At 53.9% G+C, this 22537-nt stretch carries 24 protein-coding genes and 1 tRNA gene; 18 read left to right on the plus strand and 7 right to left on the minus strand.

Annotated features, from left to right (window positions below; all coding sequences use genetic code 11):
* Window positions 1-267 precede the first annotated feature (267 nt).
* Entirely contained in the window at window positions 268-1929 is a 1662-nt protein-coding gene (mqo, locus tag OGX90_RS08445) for a malate dehydrogenase (quinone) (protein ID WP_003834639.1), read from the plus strand.
* Window positions 1930-2022: 93 nt separating this feature from the next.
* Here the strand turns inward: mqo and eco are convergent, their stop codons facing one another.
* A complete protein-coding gene (gene eco, locus OGX90_RS08450) occupies window positions 2023-2520 on the minus strand; it encodes a serine protease inhibitor ecotin (protein WP_032941984.1) in 498 nt (165 codons plus the stop codon).
* Window positions 2521-2933: 413 nt separating this feature from the next.
* On the opposite strand from eco, the gene napF reads away from it, so the two are divergent.
* From napF to OGX90_RS08525, 15 genes are all read left to right on the plus strand, one after another.
* The gene (gene napF, locus OGX90_RS08455) at window positions 2934-3425 is read left to right on the plus strand and encodes a ferredoxin-type protein NapF (protein WP_003027564.1); all 492 of its coding nucleotides are present in this window, start codon (window positions 2934-2936) and stop codon (window positions 3423-3425) included.
* Window positions 3415-3678: a chaperone NapD gene (gene napD / locus OGX90_RS08460; protein ID WP_003027560.1), complete on the plus strand. Its 264-nt coding sequence runs from the start codon at window positions 3415-3417 to the stop codon at window positions 3676-3678. The genes napF and napD overlap by 11 nt, the downstream gene beginning before the upstream one ends.
* Window positions 3675-6161 (plus strand): nitrate reductase catalytic subunit NapA, encoded by a 2487-nt coding sequence (gene napA, locus OGX90_RS08465; RefSeq protein WP_008785300.1) that lies wholly within the window; start codon window positions 3675-3677, stop codon window positions 6159-6161. Before napD ends, napA begins: the two co-directional genes overlap by 4 nt.
* A gap of 6 nt (window positions 6162-6167) precedes the next feature.
* Window positions 6168-6863 carry a ferredoxin-type protein NapG gene (gene napG / locus OGX90_RS08470; protein WP_003834629.1) on the plus strand — a complete coding sequence of 232 codons (696 nt, stop codon included), beginning with the start codon at window positions 6168-6170 and terminating at the stop codon, window positions 6861-6863.
* Window positions 6850-7713: a quinol dehydrogenase ferredoxin subunit NapH gene (gene napH / locus OGX90_RS08475; RefSeq protein WP_003027552.1), complete on the plus strand. Its 864-nt coding sequence runs from the start codon at window positions 6850-6852 to the stop codon at window positions 7711-7713. Before napG ends, napH begins: the two co-directional genes overlap by 14 nt.
* Complete coding sequence (napB, locus tag OGX90_RS08480; protein ID WP_003834627.1) at window positions 7710-8159, plus strand: nitrate reductase cytochrome c-type subunit; 450 nt, start codon at window positions 7710-7712, stop codon at window positions 8157-8159. The genes napH and napB overlap by 4 nt, the downstream gene beginning before the upstream one ends.
* Before the next feature lie 9 nt (window positions 8160-8168).
* On the plus strand, window positions 8169-8771 hold the full coding sequence (gene napC, locus OGX90_RS08485) for a cytochrome c-type protein NapC (RefSeq protein ID WP_003027548.1): 603 nt from the start codon (window positions 8169-8171) through the stop codon (window positions 8769-8771).
* Between the two features lie 20 nt (window positions 8772-8791).
* Window positions 8792-9412 (plus strand): cytochrome c biogenesis heme-transporting ATPase CcmA, encoded by a 621-nt coding sequence (gene ccmA, locus OGX90_RS08490; protein ID WP_008785298.1) that lies wholly within the window; start codon window positions 8792-8794, stop codon window positions 9410-9412.
* Window positions 9409-10068 (plus strand): heme exporter protein CcmB, encoded by a 660-nt coding sequence (ccmB, locus tag OGX90_RS08495; RefSeq protein ID WP_048215891.1) that lies wholly within the window; start codon window positions 9409-9411, stop codon window positions 10066-10068. Before ccmA ends, ccmB begins: the two co-directional genes overlap by 4 nt.
* Before the next feature lie 76 nt (window positions 10069-10144).
* Window positions 10145-10882: a heme ABC transporter permease gene (locus OGX90_RS08500; protein WP_003027538.1), complete on the plus strand. Its 738-nt coding sequence runs from the start codon at window positions 10145-10147 to the stop codon at window positions 10880-10882.
* Entirely contained in the window at window positions 10879-11091 is a 213-nt protein-coding gene (gene ccmD / locus OGX90_RS08505) for a heme exporter protein CcmD (RefSeq protein ID WP_020996676.1), read from the plus strand. Before OGX90_RS08500 ends, ccmD begins: the two co-directional genes overlap by 4 nt.
* The gene (gene ccmE, locus OGX90_RS08510; protein ID WP_016150677.1) at window positions 11088-11567 is read left to right on the plus strand and encodes a cytochrome c maturation protein CcmE; all 480 of its coding nucleotides are present in this window, start codon (window positions 11088-11090) and stop codon (window positions 11565-11567) included. Before ccmD ends, ccmE begins: the two co-directional genes overlap by 4 nt.
* Complete coding sequence (locus OGX90_RS08515) at window positions 11564-13519, plus strand: heme lyase CcmF/NrfE family subunit (RefSeq protein ID WP_204558305.1); 1956 nt, start codon at window positions 11564-11566, stop codon at window positions 13517-13519. The genes ccmE and OGX90_RS08515 overlap by 4 nt, the downstream gene beginning before the upstream one ends.
* Complete coding sequence (gene dsbE, locus OGX90_RS08520) at window positions 13516-14073, plus strand: thiol:disulfide interchange protein DsbE (RefSeq protein WP_003834613.1); 558 nt, start codon at window positions 13516-13518, stop codon at window positions 14071-14073. Before OGX90_RS08515 ends, dsbE begins: the two co-directional genes overlap by 4 nt.
* A complete protein-coding gene (locus OGX90_RS08525; protein WP_032944027.1) occupies window positions 14070-15119 on the plus strand; it encodes a cytochrome c-type biogenesis protein CcmH in 1050 nt (349 codons plus the stop codon). Before dsbE ends, OGX90_RS08525 begins: the two co-directional genes overlap by 4 nt.
* Before the next feature lie 96 nt (window positions 15120-15215).
* On the opposite strand, the gene narP is transcribed toward OGX90_RS08525, so the two are convergent.
* The 4 genes from narP to OGX90_RS08545 all read right to left on the minus strand — a co-directional run bounded on the left by narP (window position 15216) and on the right by OGX90_RS08545 (window position 18242).
* The gene (gene narP / locus OGX90_RS08530) at window positions 15216-15863 is read right to left on the minus strand and encodes a nitrate/nitrite response regulator protein NarP (RefSeq protein WP_003834605.1); all 648 of its coding nucleotides are present in this window, start codon (window positions 15861-15863) and stop codon (window positions 15216-15218) included.
* Window positions 15864-16071: 208 nt separating this feature from the next.
* Window positions 16072-16148 (minus strand) — tRNA-Pro (locus OGX90_RS08535).
* 74 nt (window positions 16149-16222) lie between these two features.
* Window positions 16223-17983 carry an LPS biosynthesis-modulating metalloenzyme YejM gene (gene yejM / locus OGX90_RS08540; RefSeq protein WP_003834595.1) on the minus strand — a complete coding sequence of 587 codons (1761 nt, stop codon included), beginning with the start codon at window positions 17981-17983 and terminating at the stop codon, window positions 16223-16225.
* Window positions 17984-18014: 31 nt separating this feature from the next.
* On the minus strand, window positions 18015-18242 hold the full coding sequence (locus OGX90_RS08545) for a YejL family protein (RefSeq protein ID WP_003027506.1): 228 nt from the start codon (window positions 18240-18242) through the stop codon (window positions 18015-18017).
* 134 nt (window positions 18243-18376) lie between these two features.
* Between OGX90_RS08545 and yejK the strand changes: the two genes are divergently transcribed.
* Window positions 18377-19384, plus strand: coding sequence for a nucleoid-associated protein YejK (gene yejK, locus OGX90_RS08550; RefSeq protein WP_048234884.1), 1008 nt, complete (start codon window positions 18377-18379; stop codon window positions 19382-19384).
* Window positions 19385-19502: 118 nt separating this feature from the next.
* Here the strand turns inward: yejK and rplY are convergent, their stop codons facing one another.
* Window positions 19503-19787, minus strand: coding sequence for a 50S ribosomal protein L25 (gene rplY, locus OGX90_RS08555; RefSeq protein ID WP_003027502.1), 285 nt, complete (start codon window positions 19785-19787; stop codon window positions 19503-19505).
* Between the two features lie 124 nt (window positions 19788-19911).
* Entirely contained in the window at window positions 19912-21672 is a 1761-nt protein-coding gene (gene radD / locus OGX90_RS08560) for a DNA repair helicase RadD (protein WP_286623528.1), read from the minus strand.
* A 151-nt stretch (window positions 21673-21823) separates the two neighbouring features.
* Between radD and rsuA the strand changes: the two genes are divergently transcribed.
* Window positions 21824-22531, plus strand: coding sequence for a 16S rRNA pseudouridine(516) synthase RsuA (gene rsuA, locus OGX90_RS08565; RefSeq protein ID WP_008785291.1), 708 nt, complete (start codon window positions 21824-21826; stop codon window positions 22529-22531).
* The last annotated feature ends 6 nt before the right edge of the window (window positions 22532-22537 follow it).

The following is a 22537-nucleotide window of genomic DNA, read 5'->3' on the forward strand; positions in this document are numbered from 1 at the left end:
GGTCAAAAATGGCCTGATACAGCAGACCGACAGGCATCCGTGCGGTGAATAGTAAAGCGCAGCATAGTACCCGTCAGATGGACCGGTTTCCAGAAATGATTGTCAATAACCGCATAAACTATCAACGTATTAATAACATTTTTAAAAATTAAATATAATTTATAAACTTTATTTAATTATTTTTACTTAAGTGTTACCGTTGGTGCCGCTCGATTTTCACCTGCATTAAAAGCAAAAAAGCGATACTAAAAGTAAGGCATTAACATTATGAAAAAAGTGACTGCCATGCTCTTCACCATGGCCGTTGGGCTGAATGTTGTCTCGATGGCGGCAAAAGCGAAAGCGGCGGAAGAGCAGGAAACGGATGTACTGTTGATTGGCGGCGGCATCATGAGCGCCACGCTGGGAACCTATTTACAGGAGCTGGAGCCGCAATGGTCAATGACCATGGTTGAGCGACTGGATGGTGTAGCGCAGGAAAGCTCAAACGGCTGGAATAACGCCGGAACCGGCCACTCCGCACTGATGGAGCTGAACTACACGCCTAAAAAGGCCGACGGTAGCATCAGCATTGAAAAGGCAGTCGAAATTAACGAAGCCTTCCAGATTTCCCGCCAGTTTTGGGCCTATCAGGTCAATAATGGCGTAATGCATGAACCACGCTCGTTTATCACCACCGTTCCGCACATGAGTTTTGTCTGGGGTGACGAGAACGTGAACTTCCTGCGTGCCCGTTACACCGCACTGCAGCAGAGCACGCTGTTCCGTGGTATGCGCTATTCCGAAGACCACGCGCAGATTAAAGAGTGGGCGCCGCTGGTCATGGAAGGTCGCGATCCGCAGCAGAAAGTCGCAGCAACGCGTACCGAGATTGGTACTGACGTGAACTACGGCGAAATCACCCGCCAACTGATTACCTCATTGCAGAAAAAGCCCAACTTTGCGCTGCAGTTGAGCACCGAAGTGCGTGGCTTTAAGCGTAATGCCGACAATAGCTGGACTGTCACAGTCGCCGATCTGAAAAATAACGAAGCGGAACACGATATCAAGGCGAAGTTTGTCTTTATCGGTGCCGGTGGCGCTGCGCTGAAGCTGTTGCAGGAAACCGACATTCCGGAAGCGAAAGGCTATGCCGGATTCCCGGTTGGCGGGCAGTTCCTGGTTGCAGAAAATCCGGATGTGGTCAATCGCCACCTGGCGAAAGTGTACGGTCAGGCCTCCGTTGGCGCGCCGCCGATGTCTGTACCGCATATCGATACCCGTATCCTTGATGGCAAGCGCGTTGTGCTGTTTGGGCCATTCGCGACATTCTCCACCAAGTTCCTGAAAAACGGTTCATTGTGGGATCTGCTCAGCTCGACCACCACCTCGAACTTTATGCCTATGGTCAACGTGGGTCTGGATAACTTCGATCTGGTGAAATATCTGGTGAGCCAGGTGATGCTCAGCGACGACGACCGTTTTGCTGCGCTGCAAGAGTACTATCCGCAGGCGAAAAAAGAAGACTGGCGTTTATGGCAGGCTGGCCAGCGTGTGCAGATCATCAAAAGCGATGCGGAGAAGGGCGGCGTGCTGCGTCTGGGCACTGAAGTCGTCAGCGATAAAGAAGGCACGATTGCAGCGCTGCTGGGAGCTTCTCCGGGCGCATCAACCGCGGCACCGATCATGCTGCATCTGATGGAAAAAGTGTTTAAAGATAAAGTAGCCAGCCCCGAGTGGCAGGCGAAGCTGAAAACCATTATTCCGTCTTATGGTACTAAGCTGAACGGTAACGTTGAGGCTACGGAACAAGAGCTGCAGTACACCAGTGAGGTTCTGGGTCTGAAATATGACAAGCCGCAGGTTGCTGATGAAGCACCGAAACCACAACTGAAACCTCAGGCACAACCGCAGCCTGAACAGAAAGCCGTTGCGGATATAGCGCTGTAAAATAAAATGCCGGATGGCACTATGCTTATCCGGCATTGTTTATGCGTCTGTAGGCCGGATAAGGCGGTACGCCGCCATCCGGCACATTCTCACTTAGCGCGTGACTGCGTCCTGAATTTTGTCTTCCGCTTTCCAGATACGGTATTTAACGTCCACGTTTTCCGGGGTGTAGACCACAATCGGCAACTTGCTGTTGTAACGCAGCATTCCGTCATCACCCAGATGCGCAGTAATGAATTTCTTCTCTTTCTTACCGTCCGGGCAGGCCATCATGGTTGAAACCGGAGAGGTAACTTTGTCAAAGACATAGTAGTCATATCCCCAACCTTCCAGCGTTTTGCTGTCCAGTTCTCCGCCCAGGCGGTGTTGGTTACAGTCAACTTCCAGCGTTTGTCCGATCAGCAGTTCTACTTTCAGAGTAGATTCATCTTTCTCAGGGGTAAGCTGGATAACCTGGCGCTTCATACCCTTTTCCGCCTTGGGATAAGGGGCGACTTTTTCCAGTGGCTGAGCGGCGGTTTCGTTACTGGCAGCCCATGCAGAGGTGCTGGCAAAGGCGGCGAAAAGTACGGCAGGGACAATTGTCTTCATCTTATTGTTCACAGTGTTTCCTTTCTTCTGTCTTATGAACGAGTCTGTAGCAGGTTAACATATTTGGATAATCTATTAATCTGGATTTACTTATATTTAAAGTGTATTAGGTAGAGTTTCGTTGTAATGATAGCGATATATACTAGGAATTATCCTAATATTGAGATCTTTATCTTTTTGAATAAACCGTTATATACATTGTTATATAACTCATTGAAATGTGAGCAAAAGCGCATTTTTTCCCGCCAACTCAACACTCCTTTGATCCGGCAACAGCATTTACCCCAATTGGGGTATGCACCTCTAACACATCCTGAAATATCTTACGGCTAAAAATAACTACTCATAAATAGTGCAGTTTTTTATGTCGTTCAACCCGCCGAGGGAGGGCGTCATTATGGAAGGACAATGTCATGGTTGATTTATCCCGTCGAGGTATGTTGACAGGCAGTTGGCGAAACGCCAGCGCAGGGATCCGTCCGCCGTGGAGCAAGGAAGACTCTCACTTTCTGGCCCATTGCCTCCGTTGTGACGCCTGCATTCAGGCGTGCGAAACCGACATCCTGCAGCGAGGCCAGGGTGGTTACCCGAGCGTAAATTTCAAACACGGCGAGTGCAGCTTTTGCTATGCCTGCGCAGAAGCCTGTCCCGAATCACTTTTTCTTCCGCGCCACACCAGGGCATGGGATCTGAATTTTACGATTGGGGAAAACTGTCTCGCACATCAGTCCGTTGAATGTCACCGCTGTCAGGATAGCTGTGAGCCCATGGCAATAACCTTTCGTCCCACGCTGTCCGGCATTTATCAGCCGCAGCTCGACAATCAGGACTGTAACGGATGTGGCGCCTGTGTCGCTATCTGCCCGGTATCAGCCATTAACGCGGAGTACAACCATGGACAATAACTGGCAGGTCTGCAGCCTGGTCGTTCAGGCCAAAAGCCAGCATATCAACGATATCGCCACGCAGTTGCGTTCCTTTCCCGGTTGCGAAGTTGCACTCAGCGATGTGGAAAGTGGTCAGTTGATTGTGGTGGTGGAAGCTGAGCAAAGTGAAACGCTAATGAAAACAATTGAGTCAGTACGCAACGTTGCGGGCGTACTGGCGGTGTCGCTGGTTTATCACCAGCAGGATGAGCAAGGTGAGGAAACACCATGAAACTCAGTCGTCGTAGCTTTATGAAAGCTAACGCCGTTGCGGCCGCTGCGGCGGCTGCCGGGTTAAGCGTGCCGGGCGTTGCCCGCGCGGTAGTCGGTCAGCAAGAAGCCATTAAATGGGACAAAGCCCCGTGCCGTTTTTGCGGGACGGGCTGTGGCGTATTGGTCGGAACGCAGCAAGGGCGTGTTGTGGCATGCCAGGGCGATCCGGATGCGCCGGTTAACCGTGGGCTCAACTGCATCAAAGGTTACTTCCTGCCGAAAATCATGTACGGAAAAGACCGTTTAACGCAGCCGATGCTGCGCATGAAAGACGGCAAGTATCACAAAGAAGGCGAGTTCACCCCGATTAGCTGGGACCAGGCCTTTGACGTGATGGAAGAGAAATTCAAAACGTCGATGAAAGAGAAAGGCCCTGAGTCTATCGGTATGTTCGGCTCTGGCCAGTGGACGATTTGGGAAGGTTATGCCGCTGCCAAATTGTTTAAAGCGGGTTTCCGTTCCAATAACATCGACCCGAACGCACGTCACTGCATGGCCTCAGCGGTAGTCGGCTTTATGCGTACCTTCGGTATGGATGAACCGATGGGCTGCTATGACGATATCGAACATGCCGATGCCTTCGTCTTGTGGGGCGCGAATATGGCGGAGATGCACCCGATCCTGTGGTCGCGCATCACCAACCGTCGTCTGTCCGATCCTAACGTGAACGTTGCGGTTCTCTCCACCTTCCAGCACCGCAGCTTTGAGCTGGCGGATAACGGTATGGTCTTCACGCCGCAAACCGATCTGGTGATCCTCAACTACATCGCGAACTACATCATTCAAAACAATGCGATTAACCAGGATTTCTTTAGCAAGCACGTTAACCTGCGTAAAGGCGTGACGGACATCGGCTACGGTCTGCGTCCAACCCATCCGCTGGAAAAAGCGGCGAAAAACCCGGGATCCGATGCTTCTGAACCGATGAGCTTTGAGGATTACAAAGCCTTCGTTGCTGAGTACACGCTGGATAAAACCGCCGAAATGACCGGCGTACCGAAAGATCAGCTGGAACAGCTGGCGCAGCTGTATGCCGATCCGAAGAAAAAAGTCATCTCCTACTGGACGATGGGCTTTAACCAGCACACCCGCGGCGTGTGGGCCAACAACCTGGTCTACAACCTGCACTTGCTGACTGGAAAAATCTCCCAGCCAGGCTGCGGCCCGTTCTCTCTGACCGGCCAGCCTTCAGCCTGCGGCACCGCGCGTGAAGTCGGTACGTTCTCCCACCGTCTGCCTGCGGACATGGTGGTAACGAACGAAAAACACCGCGATATCTGTGAGAAGCACTGGAATATTCCGTCAGGGACCATTCCGGCAAAAGTTGGTCTGCACGCCGTGGCGCAAGACCGCGCGCTGAAAGATGGCAAGCTCAATGTCTACTGGGCGATGTGTACTAACAACATGCAGGCCGGTCCGAACATCAACGAAGAGCGTATGCCGGGCTGGCGTGATCCGCGTAACTTCATCATCGTCTCCGATCCGTACCCGACGATCAGCGCCCTGTCGGCTGACCTGATCCTGCCGACCGCGATGTGGGTAGAGAAAGAAGGCGCCTACGGTAACGCGGAACGCCGTACACAGTTCTGGCGTCAGCAAATTAAAGCGCCGGGCGAATCGAAATCGGATCTGTGGCAACTGGTGCAGTTCTCTCGTCGCTTCAAAACAGAAGAAGTATGGCCGGAAGAGCTGCTGGCACAAAAACCGGAACTGCGCGGTAAAACGCTGTATGACGTGCTGTTTGCTACGCCAGCAGTAACGAAATTCCCAGTGACTGAACTGGCTGAAGATCAACTGAACGATGAATCCCGCGAGCTGGGCTTCTATCTGCAAAAAGGCTTGTTCGAAGAGTACGCCTGGTTTGGCCGCGGTCACGGGCACGATCTTGCGCCATTTGACGATTACCACAAAGCGCGCGGTTTACGCTGGCCGGTCGTTGAGGGTAAAGAGACCCAGTGGCGCTACAGCGAAGGCAACGACCCTTACGTGAAAGCAGGTGAAAGCTACAAGTTCTACGGTAAACCGGACGGTAAAGCGGTTATCTTCGCGCTGCCATTTGAGCCTGCTGCTGAAGCGCCGGATAAAGAATATGACCTGTGGCTGTCTACCGGACGTGTGCTGGAACACTGGCATACCGGCAGTATGACGCGTCGTGTGCCTGAACTACACCGTGCTTTCCCGGAAGCCGTGCTGTTTATCCACCCGCTGGATGCAAAAGCACGCGATCTGCGCCGTGGCGATAAGGTCAAAGTGATTTCCCGTCGTGGCGAAGTGATTTCGATTGTTGAAACACGCGGTCGTAACCGTCCGCCGCAGGGGCTGGTGTACATGCCGTTCTTCGATGCCGCACAGCTGGTGAATAACCTGACGCTGGATGCGACGGATCCGCTCTCCAAAGAGACGGATTTCAAGAAGTGCGCCGTGAAACTGGCGAAGGTGTAACGCGTTATGTCCCGGTCAGCAAAACCCCAAAATGGCCGCCGCCGCTTTCTGCGCGATATGGTTCGCGCAGCGGGCGGGCTGGCCGTCGTTGGCGTGGCGCTGGGGTTGCAACAACAAACCGCACGCGCAACCGGCGTGCGGTTGCGCCCGCCTGGTGCACTGAGCGAGGAGGCATTCGCCAGCGCCTGCGTACGTTGCGGTCAGTGCGTTCAGGCATGTCCCTATGACACGCTGAAGCTGGCAACGCTGGCCTCCGGGCTGGCGGCCGGTACGCCATATTTTGTCGCCCGTGATATTCCTTGCGAAATGTGTGAGGACATTCCGTGTGCCAAAGTCTGCCCGAGCGGCGCGTTGGACAGGGAAATTGAATCCATTGACGATTCGCGTATGGGGCTGGCGGTACTGCTGGATCACGAAAACTGCCTCAACTATCAGGGACTACGCTGCGACGTTTGCTATCGCGAGTGCCCGAAAATTGATGAGGCGATCACCCTGGAGCTGGACCGCAATATGCGTACCGGCAAGCATGCGCGGTTTATTCCGACCGTGCACAGCGATGCCTGTACCGGCTGTGGGAAATGCGAAAAAGTCTGCGTACTGGAACAGCCAGCAATAAAAGTGCTGCCGCTGTCGCTGGCGAAAGGGGAGTTAGGACACCATTACCGCTTCGGTTGGCTGGAGGGGAACAATGGCAAATCGTAAACGTGATGCGGGGCGTGAAGCGCAGGCAAAAAAAGGGTGGTGGAAGAGTCATCGCTGGCTGCTGCTGCGTCGTTTGAGTCAGTTTCTGATACTGGCGATGTTCCTCAGCGGCCCGTGGCTTGGCGTGTGGATCCTGCATGGCAACTACAGTAGCAGCCTGTTGCTGGACGCTATCCCGTTCACCGATCCGCTGATTACTCTGCAAAGCCTGGCCAGCGGGCATCTGCCGGCGACGGTGGCGTTAACGGGAGCAGCTATCATCACGGTGCTGTATGCCCTGGCCGGTAAGCGACTGTTTTGCAGTTGGGTTTGTCCCATGAACCCGGTTACCGATTTAGCCAGTTGGTTGCGCAGAAGGTTTGACCTGAATCAGTCCGCAACCCTGCCGCGCCATATACGGTACGTCCTGCTGGTGGTTATCCTGGTCGGTTCCGCCCTGACCGGTACGCTGTTGTGGGAGTGGATAAATCCAGTCTCTCTGCTTGGACGGAGCCTGGTAATGGGATTCGGTAGCGGAGCGCTGCTGATCCTCGCGCTGTTTTTATTTGATTTACTGGTCGTTGAGCATGGCTGGTGCGGGCATCTTTGCCCACTGGGTGCGCTGTATAGCGTGGTGGGAAGCAAAGGGGCATTAACCGTTTCGGCAAAAGAACGTAACAGATGTAACCGCTGTATGGATTGTTTTCATGTTTGCCCGGAACCGCATGTGCTACGTGCGCCGGTGCTGGATGAGCAAAGTCCGGTGCAGGTAACCAGCCGCGATTGCATGGCCTGCGGTCGCTGCGTGGATGTCTGTTCTGAGGATGTTTTTACAATAACAACACGATGGAGTTCGGGAGCGAAATCATGAAAAGCCATGACCTGATTAAGACGCTGTGTCAATGGACGGCCCTGCTTGCCCTGGTCGTCAGTGGGGCCGTTTGGGCTGCAAATGGAGTGGATCTGAGCCAGTCACCGGAAGTCTCAGGAACACAGGAAGGGGCGATTCGCATGCCGAAAGAGCAAGAGCGCATGCCGCTGAACTATGTGAATCAGCCGCCGATGGTTCCGCATAGCGTTGAAGGGTATCAGGTGACGACTAACACTAACCGCTGCCTGCAATGCCACGGTGTGGAAAGCTATCGCACTACCGGTGCGCCGCGCATCAGTCCGACGCACTTTATGGACAGCGACGGCAAGGTATTGGCTGAAGTTGCGCCGCGTCGTTATTTCTGCCTGCAATGTCACGTTCCGCAGGCTGACGCCGCGCCGATTGTTGAAAATACCTTCACCCCCTCGAAAGGTTACGGGAAATAAGAGGTCATTATGGAAAATTCTAACCGTAAACCAGGCTGGATTAAGCGCGTCTGGCAATGGTGGCGTCGCCCCAGCCGTCTGGCGCTCGGCACGCTGTTGTTAATCGGCTTTGTGGGCGGCATTATTTTCTGGGGCGGCTTTAATACCGGTATGGAAAAGGCCAATACAGAAGAGTTCTGCATTAGCTGTCACGAAATGCGCAATACGGTATACCAGGAATACATGGAAACCGTACACTACAACAACCGCAGTGGTGTGCGAGCGACTTGCCCTGATTGCCACGTCCCGCATGAGTGGGGCCCGAAAATGATTCGTAAGATCAAGGCCAGTAAAGAGCTGTACGCGAAAGCACTGGGGCTGATAGATACACCGCAGAAATTTGAAGACCATCGTTTGACGATGGCGCAAAATGAGTGGCGGCGTATGAAAGATAATAATTCGCAAGAGTGCCGAAACTGTCACAACTTCGAGTTTATGGATTTAACCGCCCAGAAAGGCGTTGCGGCCAAAATGCACGACCAGGCCGTGAAAGACGGGCAAACCTGTATTGACTGTCATAAAGGGATAGCGCACAAACTGCCTGATATGCGCGAAGTCAAACCGGGCTTTTAACAGGATGTAGATAACCAGGTATGCTTGAAGCCAGAGAATTACTTTGCGAGCGAGATGACAGAATACTGTTCAGCAATCTGTCATTTCGCGTCAACGCAGGGGAATGGGTACAAATTACCGGCAGCAACGGCGCAGGGAAAACTACTCTGCTGCGGTTGCTTACCGGGCTGGCGCGTCCCGATGCAGGGGAGGTTTGCTGGCAAGAGCAGCCGCTGCATCACGTGCGGGACAGCTACCATCAGCAACTGCTGTGGATCGGACATCAGCCGGGGATAAAAACCCGGCTTTCGGCGTTGGAGAACCTGCGTTTCTTCCATCATGACGGCGACATTGCACAGTGTCTGGCTGCGCTGGCACAGGCGGGACTTGCCGGATATGAAGATATTCCGGTGAACCAGCTCTCCGCCGGACAACAGCGGCGCGTGGCGCTGGCCCGTTTGTGGCTGACCCGCGCCCGGCTGTGGATCCTCGATGAACCCTTTACCGCCATTGATGTGAACGGCGTTGAGCGACTGACTCAGCGTATGGCGCAGCATACGGAGCAGGGCGGTATTGTTATTCTCACCACCCACCAACCGCTCAATGTCGAAACCGATAAAGTGCGACGTATTGCGCTGACCAGCGAGAGGGCAACGCAATGATGTGGCGAATCTTCCGTTTAGAACTGCGAGTTGCGTTTCGTCATAGTGCGGAAATCGCCAATCCTTTATGGTTCTTCCTGATTGTTATTACGCTGTTCCCCCTGAGCATTGGGCCGGAACCGCAGCTACTGGCACGCATTGCGCCGGGCATCATTTGGGTTGCGGCGCTGCTGGCGTCATTGCTGGCGCTGGAACGCCTGTTTCGTGATGATCTGCAGGACGGCAGCCTTGAGCAACTGATGCTGCTGCCGTTACCGCTACCGGCCGTGGTGCTGGCGAAAGTGATGGCGCACTGGGTCGTGACCGGCCTGCCGCTGTTGATTCTCTCGCCGCTAGTGGCGCTGCTGCTGGGCATGGATATGTACAGCTGGAAAATTATGGCGCTGACGTTGTTACTCGGAACGCCGACGCTGGGCTTCCTCGGTGCGCCGGGTGTGGGGCTGACGGTGGGTTTAAAGCGCGGCGGCGTGTTGTTAAGCGTGCTGGTGCTCCCGCTCACCATACCCTTACTGATTTTTGCAACCGCCGCGATGGATGCGGCTTCTATGCACTTACCGGTTGAAGGGTACATGGCAATTCTGGGCGCGTTGCTGGTCGGCAGCGCCACGTTAAGCCCGTTTGCCACAGCTGCGGCGTTACGGATAAGCGTGCAGTAACGAGAATTAGATGTGTAGGCCGGGCAAGGTGCTCTGGCACAACGGATTTTAATTTATGGAGTCTGGTGACTGAACTATGTGGAAAACACTTCATCAATTGGCGATGCCCCCTCGGCTCTATCAGATCTGTGGCTGGTTTATCCCGTGGCTGGCGATTGCCAGCGCGGTGGTACTGATAACGGGATGGGTCTGGGGCTTTGGTTTTGCGCCTGCGGACTATCAGCAGGGGCAGAGCTATCGCATTATTTATCTGCACGTTCCGGCGGCAATCTGGTCGATGGGCATTTATGCCTCGATGGCCGTTGCCGCGTTTATCGGCCTGGTCTGGCAGATGAAAATGGCCAATCTGGCGCTGGCTGCGATGGCGCCGATTGGTGCAGTGTTTACCTTTATTGCGCTGGTGACCGGCTCCGCATGGGGCAAACCGATGTGGGGAACCTGGTGGGTCTGGGATGCCCGACTCACCTCTGAACTGGTGCTGCTGTTTCTCTACGTGGGCGCCATTGCGCTGTGGCATGCCTTTGACGACCGCCGTCTGGCAGGTCGTGCCGCCGGTATTCTGGTGCTGATTGGCGTGGTCAACTTACCGATTATCCACTACTCGGTTGAGTGGTGGAATACGCTGCATCAGGGTTCTACCCGCATGCAGCAAAGCATCGATCCGGCGATGCGTACGCCGCTGCGTCTGGCGATCGTCGGCTACCTGTTACTGTTTGTCACGCTGGCGCTGATGCGCATGCGTAACCTGATTTTGATGATGGAAAAACGCCGCCCGTGGGTGAGCGAACTGATCTTAAAAAGAGGCCGCCAATGACCCCTGCATTTGCATCATGGAGTGATTTTTTCGCGATGGGCGGCTACGCCTTGTATGTCTGGCTTGCCGTAGCGATGAGCGTTATCCCGCTGGTGGTGCTGGTACTGCATTCCGCGTTACAACATCGCGCAATTTTACGCGGTGTGGCGCAGCAGCGGGCGAGAGAAGCGCGTATGCGTGCGGCGCAAGTGCAACGGGAGGCGGCGTGAATATTCGACGTAAAAATCGGTTATGGATAGCCTGTGCGGTACTGGCGGGTCTGGCATTGACCATTACGCTGGTGCTTTATGCGCTGCGTTCTAATATTGACCTGTTCTATACGCCGGGAGAGATACTCTACGGTAAGCGCGAAACGCAGCAGATGCCCGAAGTCGGTCAGCGCCTGCGCGTGGGCGGAATGGTGATGCCCGGTAGCGTAAAGCGCGATCCGCAGTCGTTGAAGGTGAATTTCAGTATCTATGACGCCGAAGGTGTGGTGGATGTCACCTACGAAGGCATTCTGCCGGATCTGTTCCGCGAAGGGCAGGGTGTTGTTGTTCAGGGCGAACTGAACGAAGGAAATCATGTGCAGGCCAAAGAGGTTCTTGCCAAACATGATGAGAATTACACCCCGCCGGAAGTCGAAAAAGCGATGCAGGAAAACCATCGTCGCCCGGAAAGTGTTTATAAGGATAAAACGTCATGATGCCTGAAATTGGCAATGCGCTGTTGTGCCTTGCGCTCGGCGTGGCGTTACTACTGTCAGTCTATCCGCTGTGGGGCGTAGCGCGCGGCGACGTGCGAATGATGGCCTCCGCGCGGCCTTTTGCCTGGGTTCTTTTTATCTGCGTGATGGGGGCGTTCCTGATTCTGGTCAACGCCTTCGTGGTTAATGACTTTACTGTCACCTACGTTGCCAGCAACTCCAATACCCAGCTTCCGGTCTGGTATCGGGTCGCGGCAACCTGGGGGGCTCATGAAGGCTCGCTGTTGCTATGGGTGCTGCTGATGAGCGGCTGGACGTTCGCCGTTGCGGCGTTCAGCCAGCGTATGCCGCTGGACATCGTTGCCCGCGTGCTGGCGGTGATGGGGATGGTAAGCGTTGGCTTTCTGCTGTTTATTCTGTTTACCTCCAACCCGTTTGCCCGTACGTTGCCCAACTTCCCTATTGAAGGGCGCGATCTGAACCCGCTATTGCAGGATCCGGGGCTGATTTTCCATCCGCCGTTGCTGTACATGGGGTATGTCGGCTTCTCCGTGGCCTTCGCGTTTGCGATTGCCGCGCTGATGAGCGGACGACTGGACAGTACCTTCGCCCGTTTTTCGCGTCCGTGGACGCTGGCGGCATGGGTGTTCCTGACGCTGGGTATTGTACTCGGTTCGGCCTGGGCCTATTACGAGCTGGGCTGGGGCGGTTGGTGGTTCTGGGATCCGGTTGAGAACGCCTCGTTTATGCCATGGCTGGTGGGAACGGCGCTGATGCACTCGCTGTCGGTAACCGAACAGCGTGCCAGCTTTAAAGCCTGGACGCTGCTGCTGTCAATCTGCGCATTCTCGCTGTGCCTATTGGGTACTTTCCTGGTACGCTCCGGCGTGCTGGTATCGGTGCATGCCTTCGCCTCCGATCCGTCGCGCGGGATGTTTATTCTGGCCTTTATGGTATTGGTGATTGGCGGCTCCCTGCTGCTGTTTGCGGTGCGCGGTCACAAGGTCCGCTCACGGGTGAACAACGCGCTGTGGTCGCGTGAATCTCTGCTGTTGGGCAACAACGTTCTGCTGATTGCCGCCATGCTGGTGGTGCTCTTGGGCACGCTGCTGCCGCTGGTGCACAAACAGCTGGGTCTGGGCAGTATTTCGATTGGTGAACCGTTCTTCAACACCATGTTTACCTGGCTGATGGCGCCGTTCGCGCTGTTGCTGGGAATTGGGCCATTAGTGCGCTGGGGCCGTGACCGACCGCGTAAACTGAAAACGTTACTGATTATCGCGTTTGTCACCACGCTTGTTCTGTCGCTGCTGCTGCCGTGGTTGTTTGAGGATCGCATTGCCGCTATGACGGTGGTAGGGCTGGCGATGGCATGCTGGATATTCGTGCTGGCGATGTCCGAAGCATTCCTGCGTGTTTCCCGCGGAACGAAATTAACACCAAGCTATTGGGGCATGGTGTCGGGCCACGTTGGGCTGGCGATAACTATTGTCGGTATTGCCTTTAGCCAGAACTACAGCGTTGAACGCGATGTGCGCATGAAAGCAGGTGATAGCGTCAGTATCCATAACTATCAGTTCACGTTCCGCGAAGTGAAAGATATTACCGGACCTAACTACCGCGGTGGTGTCGCCATTATTGGCGTTACCCGAGATGGTAAACCGGAAGCCACGCTGCATGCGGAAAAACGCTTCTATAACAGCACCAGTTCGATGATGACCGAAGCGGCAATTGACGGCGGGCTCACGCGCGATCTGTACGCCGCGCTGGGTGAAGAACTGGATAACGGCGCATGGGCTGTGCGTCTGTACTACAAACCGTTTATTCGCTGGATTTGGGCCGGAGGATTGCTGATGGCGCTGGGCGGATTGTTCTGCCTGTTTGATCCACGCTATCGTCAGCGCACGCGTCCTCGCGCCGCGGTGCAAAAAAATGCGTCGGAGGCTGTATGAAGCGCAACGCACTGTTAATTCCGTTTATTATTTTTCTGATCATTGCAGCGGCGCTGCTGTGGCAGCTGGCGCGTAACGCTCAGGGAGACGATCCCACGAATCTGGAATCGGCGCTGATCGGCAAACCCGTTCCGACATTTCGCCTGGAGTCGCTGGAGAATCCGGGTCAGCATTATCAGGCCGATGTGCTGACCCAGGGCAAACCGGTACTGCTGAACGTCTGGGCGACCTGGTGCCCGACCTGTCGCGCCGAACATCAGTATCTGAACCAGCTATCTGCACAAGGCGTGCGGGTGGTGGGTCTGAACTATAAAGACGATCGTCAGAAAGCCATTGTCTGGCTGAAAGAGCTGGGCAATCCTTACTCATTAAGCCTGTTTGACGGCGACGGTATGCTCGGTCTGGATCTTGGCGTGTACGGCGCGCCGGAAACGTTCCTGATCGACGGTAAAGGTATTATTCGCTATCGCCATGCCGGTGATTTGAATGCCAGGGTGTGGGAGAGCGAGATCAAACCGTTGTGGGATAAGTACAGTAAGGAGGCTGCGCAATGAGATTTTTACTGGGCCTGCTGATGCTGGTTATCTCGGGATCTGCGCTGGCGACCATCGATGTGATGCAGTTTAAGGATGAAGCGCAGGAGCAGCAGTTCCGTCAGCTTACCGAACAGCTGCGCTGTCCTAAATGTCAGAACAACAGTATCGCCGATTCTAACTCGATGATTGCCACCGACCTGCGCCAGAAAGTGTACGAACTGATGCAGGAAGGGAAAAGCCAGAAAGAAATTGTCGATTATATGGTGGCGCGCTACGGCAACTTTGTCACCTACGATCCGCCGTTGACGCCGCTTACTGTGCTTTTGTGGGTGATGCCGGTGGTAGCGATTGGTTTGGGCGGCTGGATTATTTTTGCCCGTACTCGCCGACGCGTCCGGGTGAAGCTTGAAGAGTTTCCTGACGACGTTATCCCGGATGGCAAGCGCGGTGGATTTGGGTTGTTTGTGCCCGGCATCGTGGTGGCGCTGATCGTTGGCGCGGTGAGCTATTATGAAACCGGCAGCTATAAGCAGGTTCAGGTCTGGCAGCAGGCCACCGCTCAGGCTCCGGCGCTGCTGGAACGCGCGTTGGATCCGAAAGCTGACCCGCTCAATGAAGAAGATATGACACGTCTGGCGCTGGGGCTGCGCACGCGTTTACAAGCCGATCCTACAAACGTTGAAGGTTGGATCATGCTTGGGCGTATTGGCATGGTACTCGGTAACGCCAGTACGGCCACTGAAGCCTATGCCAATGCCTATCGACTGGATCCTAAAAACAGCGATGCGGCGCTGGGTTATGCGGAAGCACTGACCCGTTCATCCGATCCTGACGATAATCGCAGGGGAGGGGAGCTGTTACGCCAGCTGGTGCGCGGTGAACATGCCAACGTGCGGGTTCTCAGCATGTACGCGTTTAACGCTTTTGAACAGCAGCGCTTTGGTGAGGCGGTTGCGGCATGGGAGATGATGCTGAAATTATTACCGGCCAATGATACCCGTCGGGCGGTGATAGAACGCAGCATTAAGCAGGCGATGGAGCAGCTAACGCCGCAGGAGAAGTAAGAGTCCAGATTGCCCGAAGGCATGCTGCTTTCGGGCCTGTGCGTGCTTTGTAGGCCGGATAAGACGCTGTTGCGTCGCCATCCGGCATCTCATTGATTACTGCATGCCGCGTGTTTGCAAAAACAGGATGGTGGCAGCAACGCGAGAACGCACGTTGAGTTTGCGCAGCAGGTTACGAATATGCACCTTCACCGTCTGTTCGGAAATATTCAGTACCGACGCAATCTGTTTATTCGACAGCCCCTGAGCCAGCTCGTGTAACACATCCAGCTCGCGTTCGGTGAGAATGCTGAATGGATCTTCCTGCGCACCAAACAGGTCACGTTCGCGCAGATATTCGCTAACACGAGCGCTAAACGCTTTACCACCTTTTGCGCCGTTACGAATGGCTTCCAGCAAGACTTCGGGATCGCTATCTTTCAGTAAATAACCATCCGCGCCGGCATCAATTAAGGCGTACACATCGCTGGCGGCATCCGATACGGTAAGAATAATAATTTGCGCGGTGACGCCGTCCCGACGCAGCGCATTCAGGGTGTCCAGCCCGCTCATACCTTTCATATTGAGATCCAGCAGGATCACATCAAGGTCCAGACGGTTTGCCAGATCGATAGCACTTGCGCCGTCGCCTGCTTCAGCGACTACGTCAAATGCGGGATCCAGTTGCAATAATTGACTAATTCCCCGCCGCATGAGTGGGTGGTCGTCGACAATCAGCACCCGAAAAGGCGTTACTTCAGGCATACTATTCTCCTGAGCTTTTATTAGTATCATTATTGTTTTCAGCGCATCAATCGTCCAGATTCATCGCGCTGATGAGAGGATGAATTTTACCCCAATTTGTGCATGGGTAAGTAGTAAAACCTGTGCTGAAGGCTGCTGTAAAACTCAGGAATGCGGAATCGCAGACATAAAAAAACCAACCACAAGGGTTGGTTTTTTTGGGGATTTTTGGTCGGCACGAGAGGATTTGAACCTCCGACCCCCGACACCCCATGACGGTGCGCTACCAGGCTGCGCTACGTGCCGACGCTATGGCTGCTAATACTACTGCTTTCCGCTACGAATGCAAGAGGATGCCTCACTAACTGATTTATAATTAATCAGTTAGCAATAAATCGTTTCTCATCCGTCAGAACCTGTAGCAGCAGGCTGAGCTGCGGTTTCTGATCTTTTATTTTCTCGCCACGTAAATCATAGGTCTGATAATTTCCGTTGTTGTTCAGCACCAGCGTCATCTCTGGCGTAGTCACTGCCATCGTGCTGCCGTCGGCGGCGGTCACCCAGTAATGGCGACGTGTAGCATTGAACAAATCCTGCCCCTGCGAGTATTCGTTAGCCGGCGTGCTGACATGCAGCAGGCGCTGCATCAGCGTCGTCATCAGGTCTGTATGATCGGTCAGGCTATTGATACGCTGGGCAGGTGTTCCCGGCCAGTGAATCACCAGAGGAACCTGCAGATGACCGCGCGACCAGGCAAAGTTGTTCTCTTCCTGAGTCAGCGGCACACCGCGACCCGCGGTAATAATCACCACCGTGTTGTCCAGTTTACCCGAGTCGCGCAGGGCGCTAAGAACACGGTTAATATTGGCATCCACATCCTGAGCGGCGCTGGCGTAGCGTTTGGCAAAGTTCTTCTGGTTACTGTCATCAAGGTTTGTCCCGTTAAAGGAGACCCAGGAGAACCAGCGATTATCTTCCTGCGCGTAGCGTCCCAGCCAGTTAATCCATTGGCTTGCGGTTTGTTCGTCTGATTGCGTTTGCACGCTCGGCATGGAGAAATCTGACAGTAGCGCCTGACGATAAAGCGGACTGGTAAAGCCATCCGAGGAGAATAGCCCTAACTGATAACCCTGCTGGTTCAGTGCAGAGATCAGCGCCGCAGGCGTTCGGGTCGACAAAATACCGTCCATGTAGCTTGGCGATACACCATAGAACAGGCCAAAGATCCCGTTATCCGTGGTGTTGCCTGAGCTCATGTGACGCGTAAAGGAGATATTCTGCCCGGCAAACTCAGCCAGCGCAGGCATCTGTTTTTCAAAGCGTGAGTAGTTCAGGCCGTCTACGGTGATCAGCAGAACGTTCTGGCCAGTCCCCATATCGCGATAGTGCAGTTCGCTGAGCGGGTACTGCACGGAAACCGCTTCCGGATTGCCCTGTTCGATCAGGCGACGCTGATACTCTTGCGCATCCAGCAGGCCATGTTTTTCCAGAAACTTACGCGCCGTCATCGGGTAAGAGAGTGGCAGGTTTGCGCGCTGCATGGTAATCGGGCGATAGAAATTGGCATCTGCCCAGATATACACCACATGCGAGGCGATAAAAGAAACGAAGAAGAATGCCGCTAACGGTTTGGCGAAATGGCGACGACGCGTCAGGCTGCGCAGCTTTTGCCAGCTCCAGGTCGCAAACAACATTTCTATTAACAGGATAACCGGCACGCTGATAAACAACAGTTGCCAGTCACGCGCCGCTTCATTCTGGTCAGGGTTAATGACCAGTTCCCAGACGATCGGGTTGAGGTGCAGGTGGAAGCGAGTGAAAACTTCGCTGTCGATTAACAACAGCGTCATGCCAGCCGTCGCCAGAATAGCTGATAAGAATCTCATCAGCCTCTGGGACATGACGATAAACGTCAGGGGAAACAGGATTAGCAGATAGGTGGCAAACACCAGAAAGCTAAAATGCCCGACAACGCTCAGGTAGGAATATACACGACCTGCAAGGGTTGTCGGCCAGTCGGCGACAAACAGGTAACGGCTACCGAGAACCATTGCCAACAGAATGTTGAACAAGGCAAACCAGTGCCCCCAGCTAACCATCTGGGAGACTTTCTCACGGTAGCGCTGACGATGAGTTACCATAAACTGTTGTTCGTTTCCCCGGAGCAGGCTCTTAATGCGCTTGGTCGTCGTTTACCGAAGACTGCAATGCGCGGGCAAAAGAGTTGGCAATCGCCTGGCGCTGGGCCGGTGCGATGCTTGTATTGATAAGGTTAGTCACCATGTTTCCCAGAACCATCAGGGAAAGGTCGGTCGGCGCCTTATGTTTTTCCAGTACGTTGAGCATCTCATTCAGCAGTTGTTCAACGTGTTCGTCACTATAGCGGGAAATTTGTGGCATAAATCGAAATCAGTCTGTTCATGAAAGGGCAACATATTACCGTACAGACAGTTTTTTTTCTGCTTTTTTATCTTCTATTGCGTCACTGCCCGGCAGGTGGTTGAATACCGCCCGGTCTAAAAGGAGAGTTTATCATGAGTCTGGATATCAACCAGATTGCCCTGCACCAGCTTATCAAACGTGACGAGCAGAACCTTGAGCTGGTCTTGCGCGATTCATTACTGGAACCGACAGCGACGGTTGTCGATATGATGGCTGAGTTGCATCGGGTGTATAGCGCCAAGAATAAAGCCTATGGCCTGTTTAGCGAAGAGAGTGAACTGGCGCAAACGCTGCGTTTACAGCGTCAGGGCGAAGAGGATTTTCTGGCATTTAGTCGTGCCGCGACCGGACGCTTGCGGGACGAGCTGGCGAAATATCCTTTTGCCGACGGCGGCATTGTCCTGTTCTGCCATTACCGCTATCTGGCGGTAGAGTATCTGCTGGTCGCCGTGCTGAACAATTTAAGCAGCATGCGCGTCAATGAAAATTTGGATATCAATCCGACGCACTATCTGGATATCAATCATGCGGACATCGTGGCGCGTATTGATTTAACCGAGTGGGAAACCAATCCGGAGTCCACGCGCTATCTGACGTTCCTGAAAGGGCGGGTAGGGCGCAAAGTCGCCGATTTCTTTATGGATTTCCTCGGTGCCAGCGAAGGTTTGAACGCCAAAGCACAAAACCGTGGCCTGCTGCAGGCGCTCGATGACTTTACCAATGAGGCTCAACTCGATAAAGCCGAACGCCAGAACGTGCGTCAGCAGGTGTACAGCTACTGTAACGAGCAGCTGCAGGCTGGTGAAGAGATCGAACTGGAGTCGCTGTCTAAAGAGCTTTCCGGCGTCAGTGAAGTCAGCTTCAGCGAATTTACCGCTGATAAAGGCTACGAGCTGGAAGAGAGCTTCCCTGCGGATCGCAGTACGCTGCGTCAGTTAACCAAATTTGCCGGCAGCGGCGGTGGGTTAACCATTAACTTCGACGCTATGTTACTGGGTGAACGTATTTTCTGGGATCCGGCGACGGACACCTTGACCATCAAAGGTACGCCGCCGAACCTGCGCGACCAGCTCCAGCGCCGCACGTCTGGCGGGAAATAAAACTGTTTGCTGGATGGAGCGGAAACGCCTTATCCGGCAAGCGTGCTTCATCTTTACCGCCAACAAATCCCATAAAAAAACCCCGCCTTGGCGGGGTTTTTCTTCAACTTGTAGGCGATTACGCGCGAACGAAGTCGATGTGGGACAGCTTCGGCTTGAACGGGTGACGCTGTACAGCCTGAGCTTTAACTTTAACTTCTTTACCGTCAACAACGATGGTCAGAACTTCGCTGTAGAATTCAGCTTTAGCTTGCATGTTCATAACTGCATCGTGATCCAGTTCGATAGCAATCGGGGCTTCTGCGCCACCGTAGATGATTGCCGGGAACTTGTTAGCGGCACGCAGGCGGCGGCTCGCACCCTTACCCTGCTCTTTACGTACTTCAGCGTTGATAGTAAACATTTAAATCTCTCTTTAATAATTCCTGCTACAGGCGACCCAGCAACAGGTAAGTGATCTGCTTTGCGTATGCAAAAGCGGGCGAGATTCTATACTCAAACGGCTGGTACATCAATCAAAAGTAGGATTAACCGCGTAATTCATGTGCCCGACGAAAGCGTCCTTCATAATCGAAGACCTTTTCACGGACCTGCCAGTACTGACCTTTCATGCGCGCCACCACGAAATCAGGATGCCGTAACAACGCCTGCTGATTGAGGACATCGGCGGCGGTTATCCAGCGTAAGGGTATACCGGGTGTTCGGGTGTGCGGGCGAATAAACAGTTGTTCGAAGGCCGTACGCTGCGCGGGAGTGTGCAGGCGAAAGCGTTCGCTGACATCAGCGCCATCTTCATCGTAATAGGTGATTTTCAGCCATTCGCCTTTATCATCCTGCCCGTTTTGTAACACCATACCACTACAGCGCAGGACCAGCGCATCTTTGAGCCTGAGCGCGGCTTTCAGCATGTCATCCGGGTCAACCAGCACCGTGTCGCACTCCCGACAACGGCGGGCAGCAATGTCATTTTCCGCGTTGCACTGTGGACAGTTTTTAAAACGGAAACGAAAATCGCACTGTTCGCGATGGCCGTCATCATCTTCAAACCATCCCTGGCAGCGGCGGCCAAAATGTTCAATCAGCGTGCCGTCTGCCGTGGTTTTGCCCCAGAAGGTGTTTGCAAATCCGCAGGCAGGACAGAACACCTGTACCGGAACGTTGTCGCTTTTCCCTTTCGGTGCACCCACTTCCGGTGCGTACAGATCGTGCGGGTTGCCGGCATAATCGAGGATCAGACAGTCGGTTTTACCCGGTGCAAGGCGCAACCCACGACCGACAATTTGTTGGTAAAGGCTAACTGATTCCGTCGGGCGCAGAATGGCGATAAGGTCAACGTGCGGGGCATCAAAGCCGGTGGTCAGGACCGACACATTCACCAGATAGCGAAAGCGCTGGGCTTTGAACTCTTCAATCAGCACGTCGCGCTCAGCGCCTGGCGTATCTCCAGTGATTAGCGCGGCGTCGTCAGCGGGCAGCAGGCCCTGAATTTCTTTGGCGTGCTCAACGGTGGCGGCGAAAATCATCACCCCTTTGCGGGTTTGGGCAAACTCGATAATCTGGCTGATGATATGTGGCGTTATTCGCTGCTGCTTTTTCAGCTCCTGATTCAGATCTGCTTCGCTAAACAGGCCGTTACTCTGCGCCTGCAGGCGACTAAAGTCATACTGCACGACCGGCATGTCGAGGCGTTCTGGCGGCGTCAGGTAGCCGTGTTTAATCATGTAGCGCAGCGGTAATTCATAAATGCAGTCGCGAAACAGCGCTTTTTCATCGCCGCGCACCATACCATGATAATGAAAATGATAAATCCAGCCCTTACCCAAACGAAAAGGCGTGGCGGTAAGCCCGAGCAGACGTAAGTGGGGATTTACTTTAGTCAGGTGAGTGAGGATTTGCTGATACTGACTCTCTTCATCATCGCCAATACGGTGGCATTCATCGACGATCAGCAGTGAGAATTCTCCCTGAAAGGCGTCCAGATTACGCGCTACCGACTGTACGCTGCCAAAGACTACTTTCCCGTGGCTCTCTTTACGCTTTAGGCCTGCGGCAAAAATATCGGCTTCCAGCCCCAGCGCACAATATTTGGCATGGTTTTGTGCGACCAGTTCTTTGACGTGCGCCAGTACCAGTACGCGACCACGTGCCACGCGGGCCAGTTCTGCAATCACCAGACTTTTGCCCGCGCCGGTTGGCAGGACGATAACCGCCGGGGTGCGGTGGTGGCGAAAATGGTTGAGCGTGGCGTCCACGGCTTCTTTTTGGTACGGGCGAAGAGTAAAAATCATGAGCTCATTAAGGTAAACAGCAACAATGTATAGTATGCCATGAATCATTTCCCTTGAGGGATGGTGTAACACCGCTATACTGGGCGGATAAAAGTCCCACTTTTCGGGCGTAAACCCGCTTCTCGTATTTTTACAGGCAAAAATCACACTCATGCGACTTGATAAATTTATCGCTCAGCAACTCGGCGTCAGCCGCGCTATTGCCGGGCGTGAGATCCGTGCTAACCGCGTTACCGTCGACGGTGAAATCGTTAAAAACAGTGCCTTTAAGCTGCTACCAGAACACGACGTCGAATATGACGGTAATTCCCTGGTTCAACAAAATGGCCCGCGCTATTTTATGCTGAATAAGCCTCAGGGTTATGTTTGCTCAACGGATGACCCGGATCATCCGACGGTGCTCTATTTCCTTGATGAACCGGTTGCCTACAAACTGCATGCGGCAGGGCGTCTGGATATCGACACCACCGGACTGGTACTGATGACCGATGACGGACAGTGGTCGCATCGTATCACCTCTCCTCGTCACCATTGTGAGAAAACCTATCTGGTGACGCTGGAGTCGCCAGTGGCAGACGATACCGCCGAGCAGTTTGCCCATGGCGTACAGTTGCATAATGAAAAAGACCTGACCAAACCGGCTGTTCTGGAGGTCATTACGCCAACTCAGGTGCGATTGACCATCAGCGAAGGGCGTTATCATCAGGTAAAACGTATGTTTGCCGCGGTGGGTAACCACGTTGTGGAACTGCACCGTGAACGAATTGGTGACATCAGGCTTGATGACGATCTGGAGCCGGGTGAATACCGTCCATTGACCGAAGAAGAAATCGCCAGCGTTAACTTAACCCCGCGTTAATTTCAG

Origin of the sequence: Citrobacter sp. Cpo012 (assembly GCF_030333015.1) — a bacterium.
Classification (GTDB): Bacteria; Pseudomonadota; Gammaproteobacteria; order Enterobacterales; family Enterobacteriaceae; genus Citrobacter; species Citrobacter portucalensis.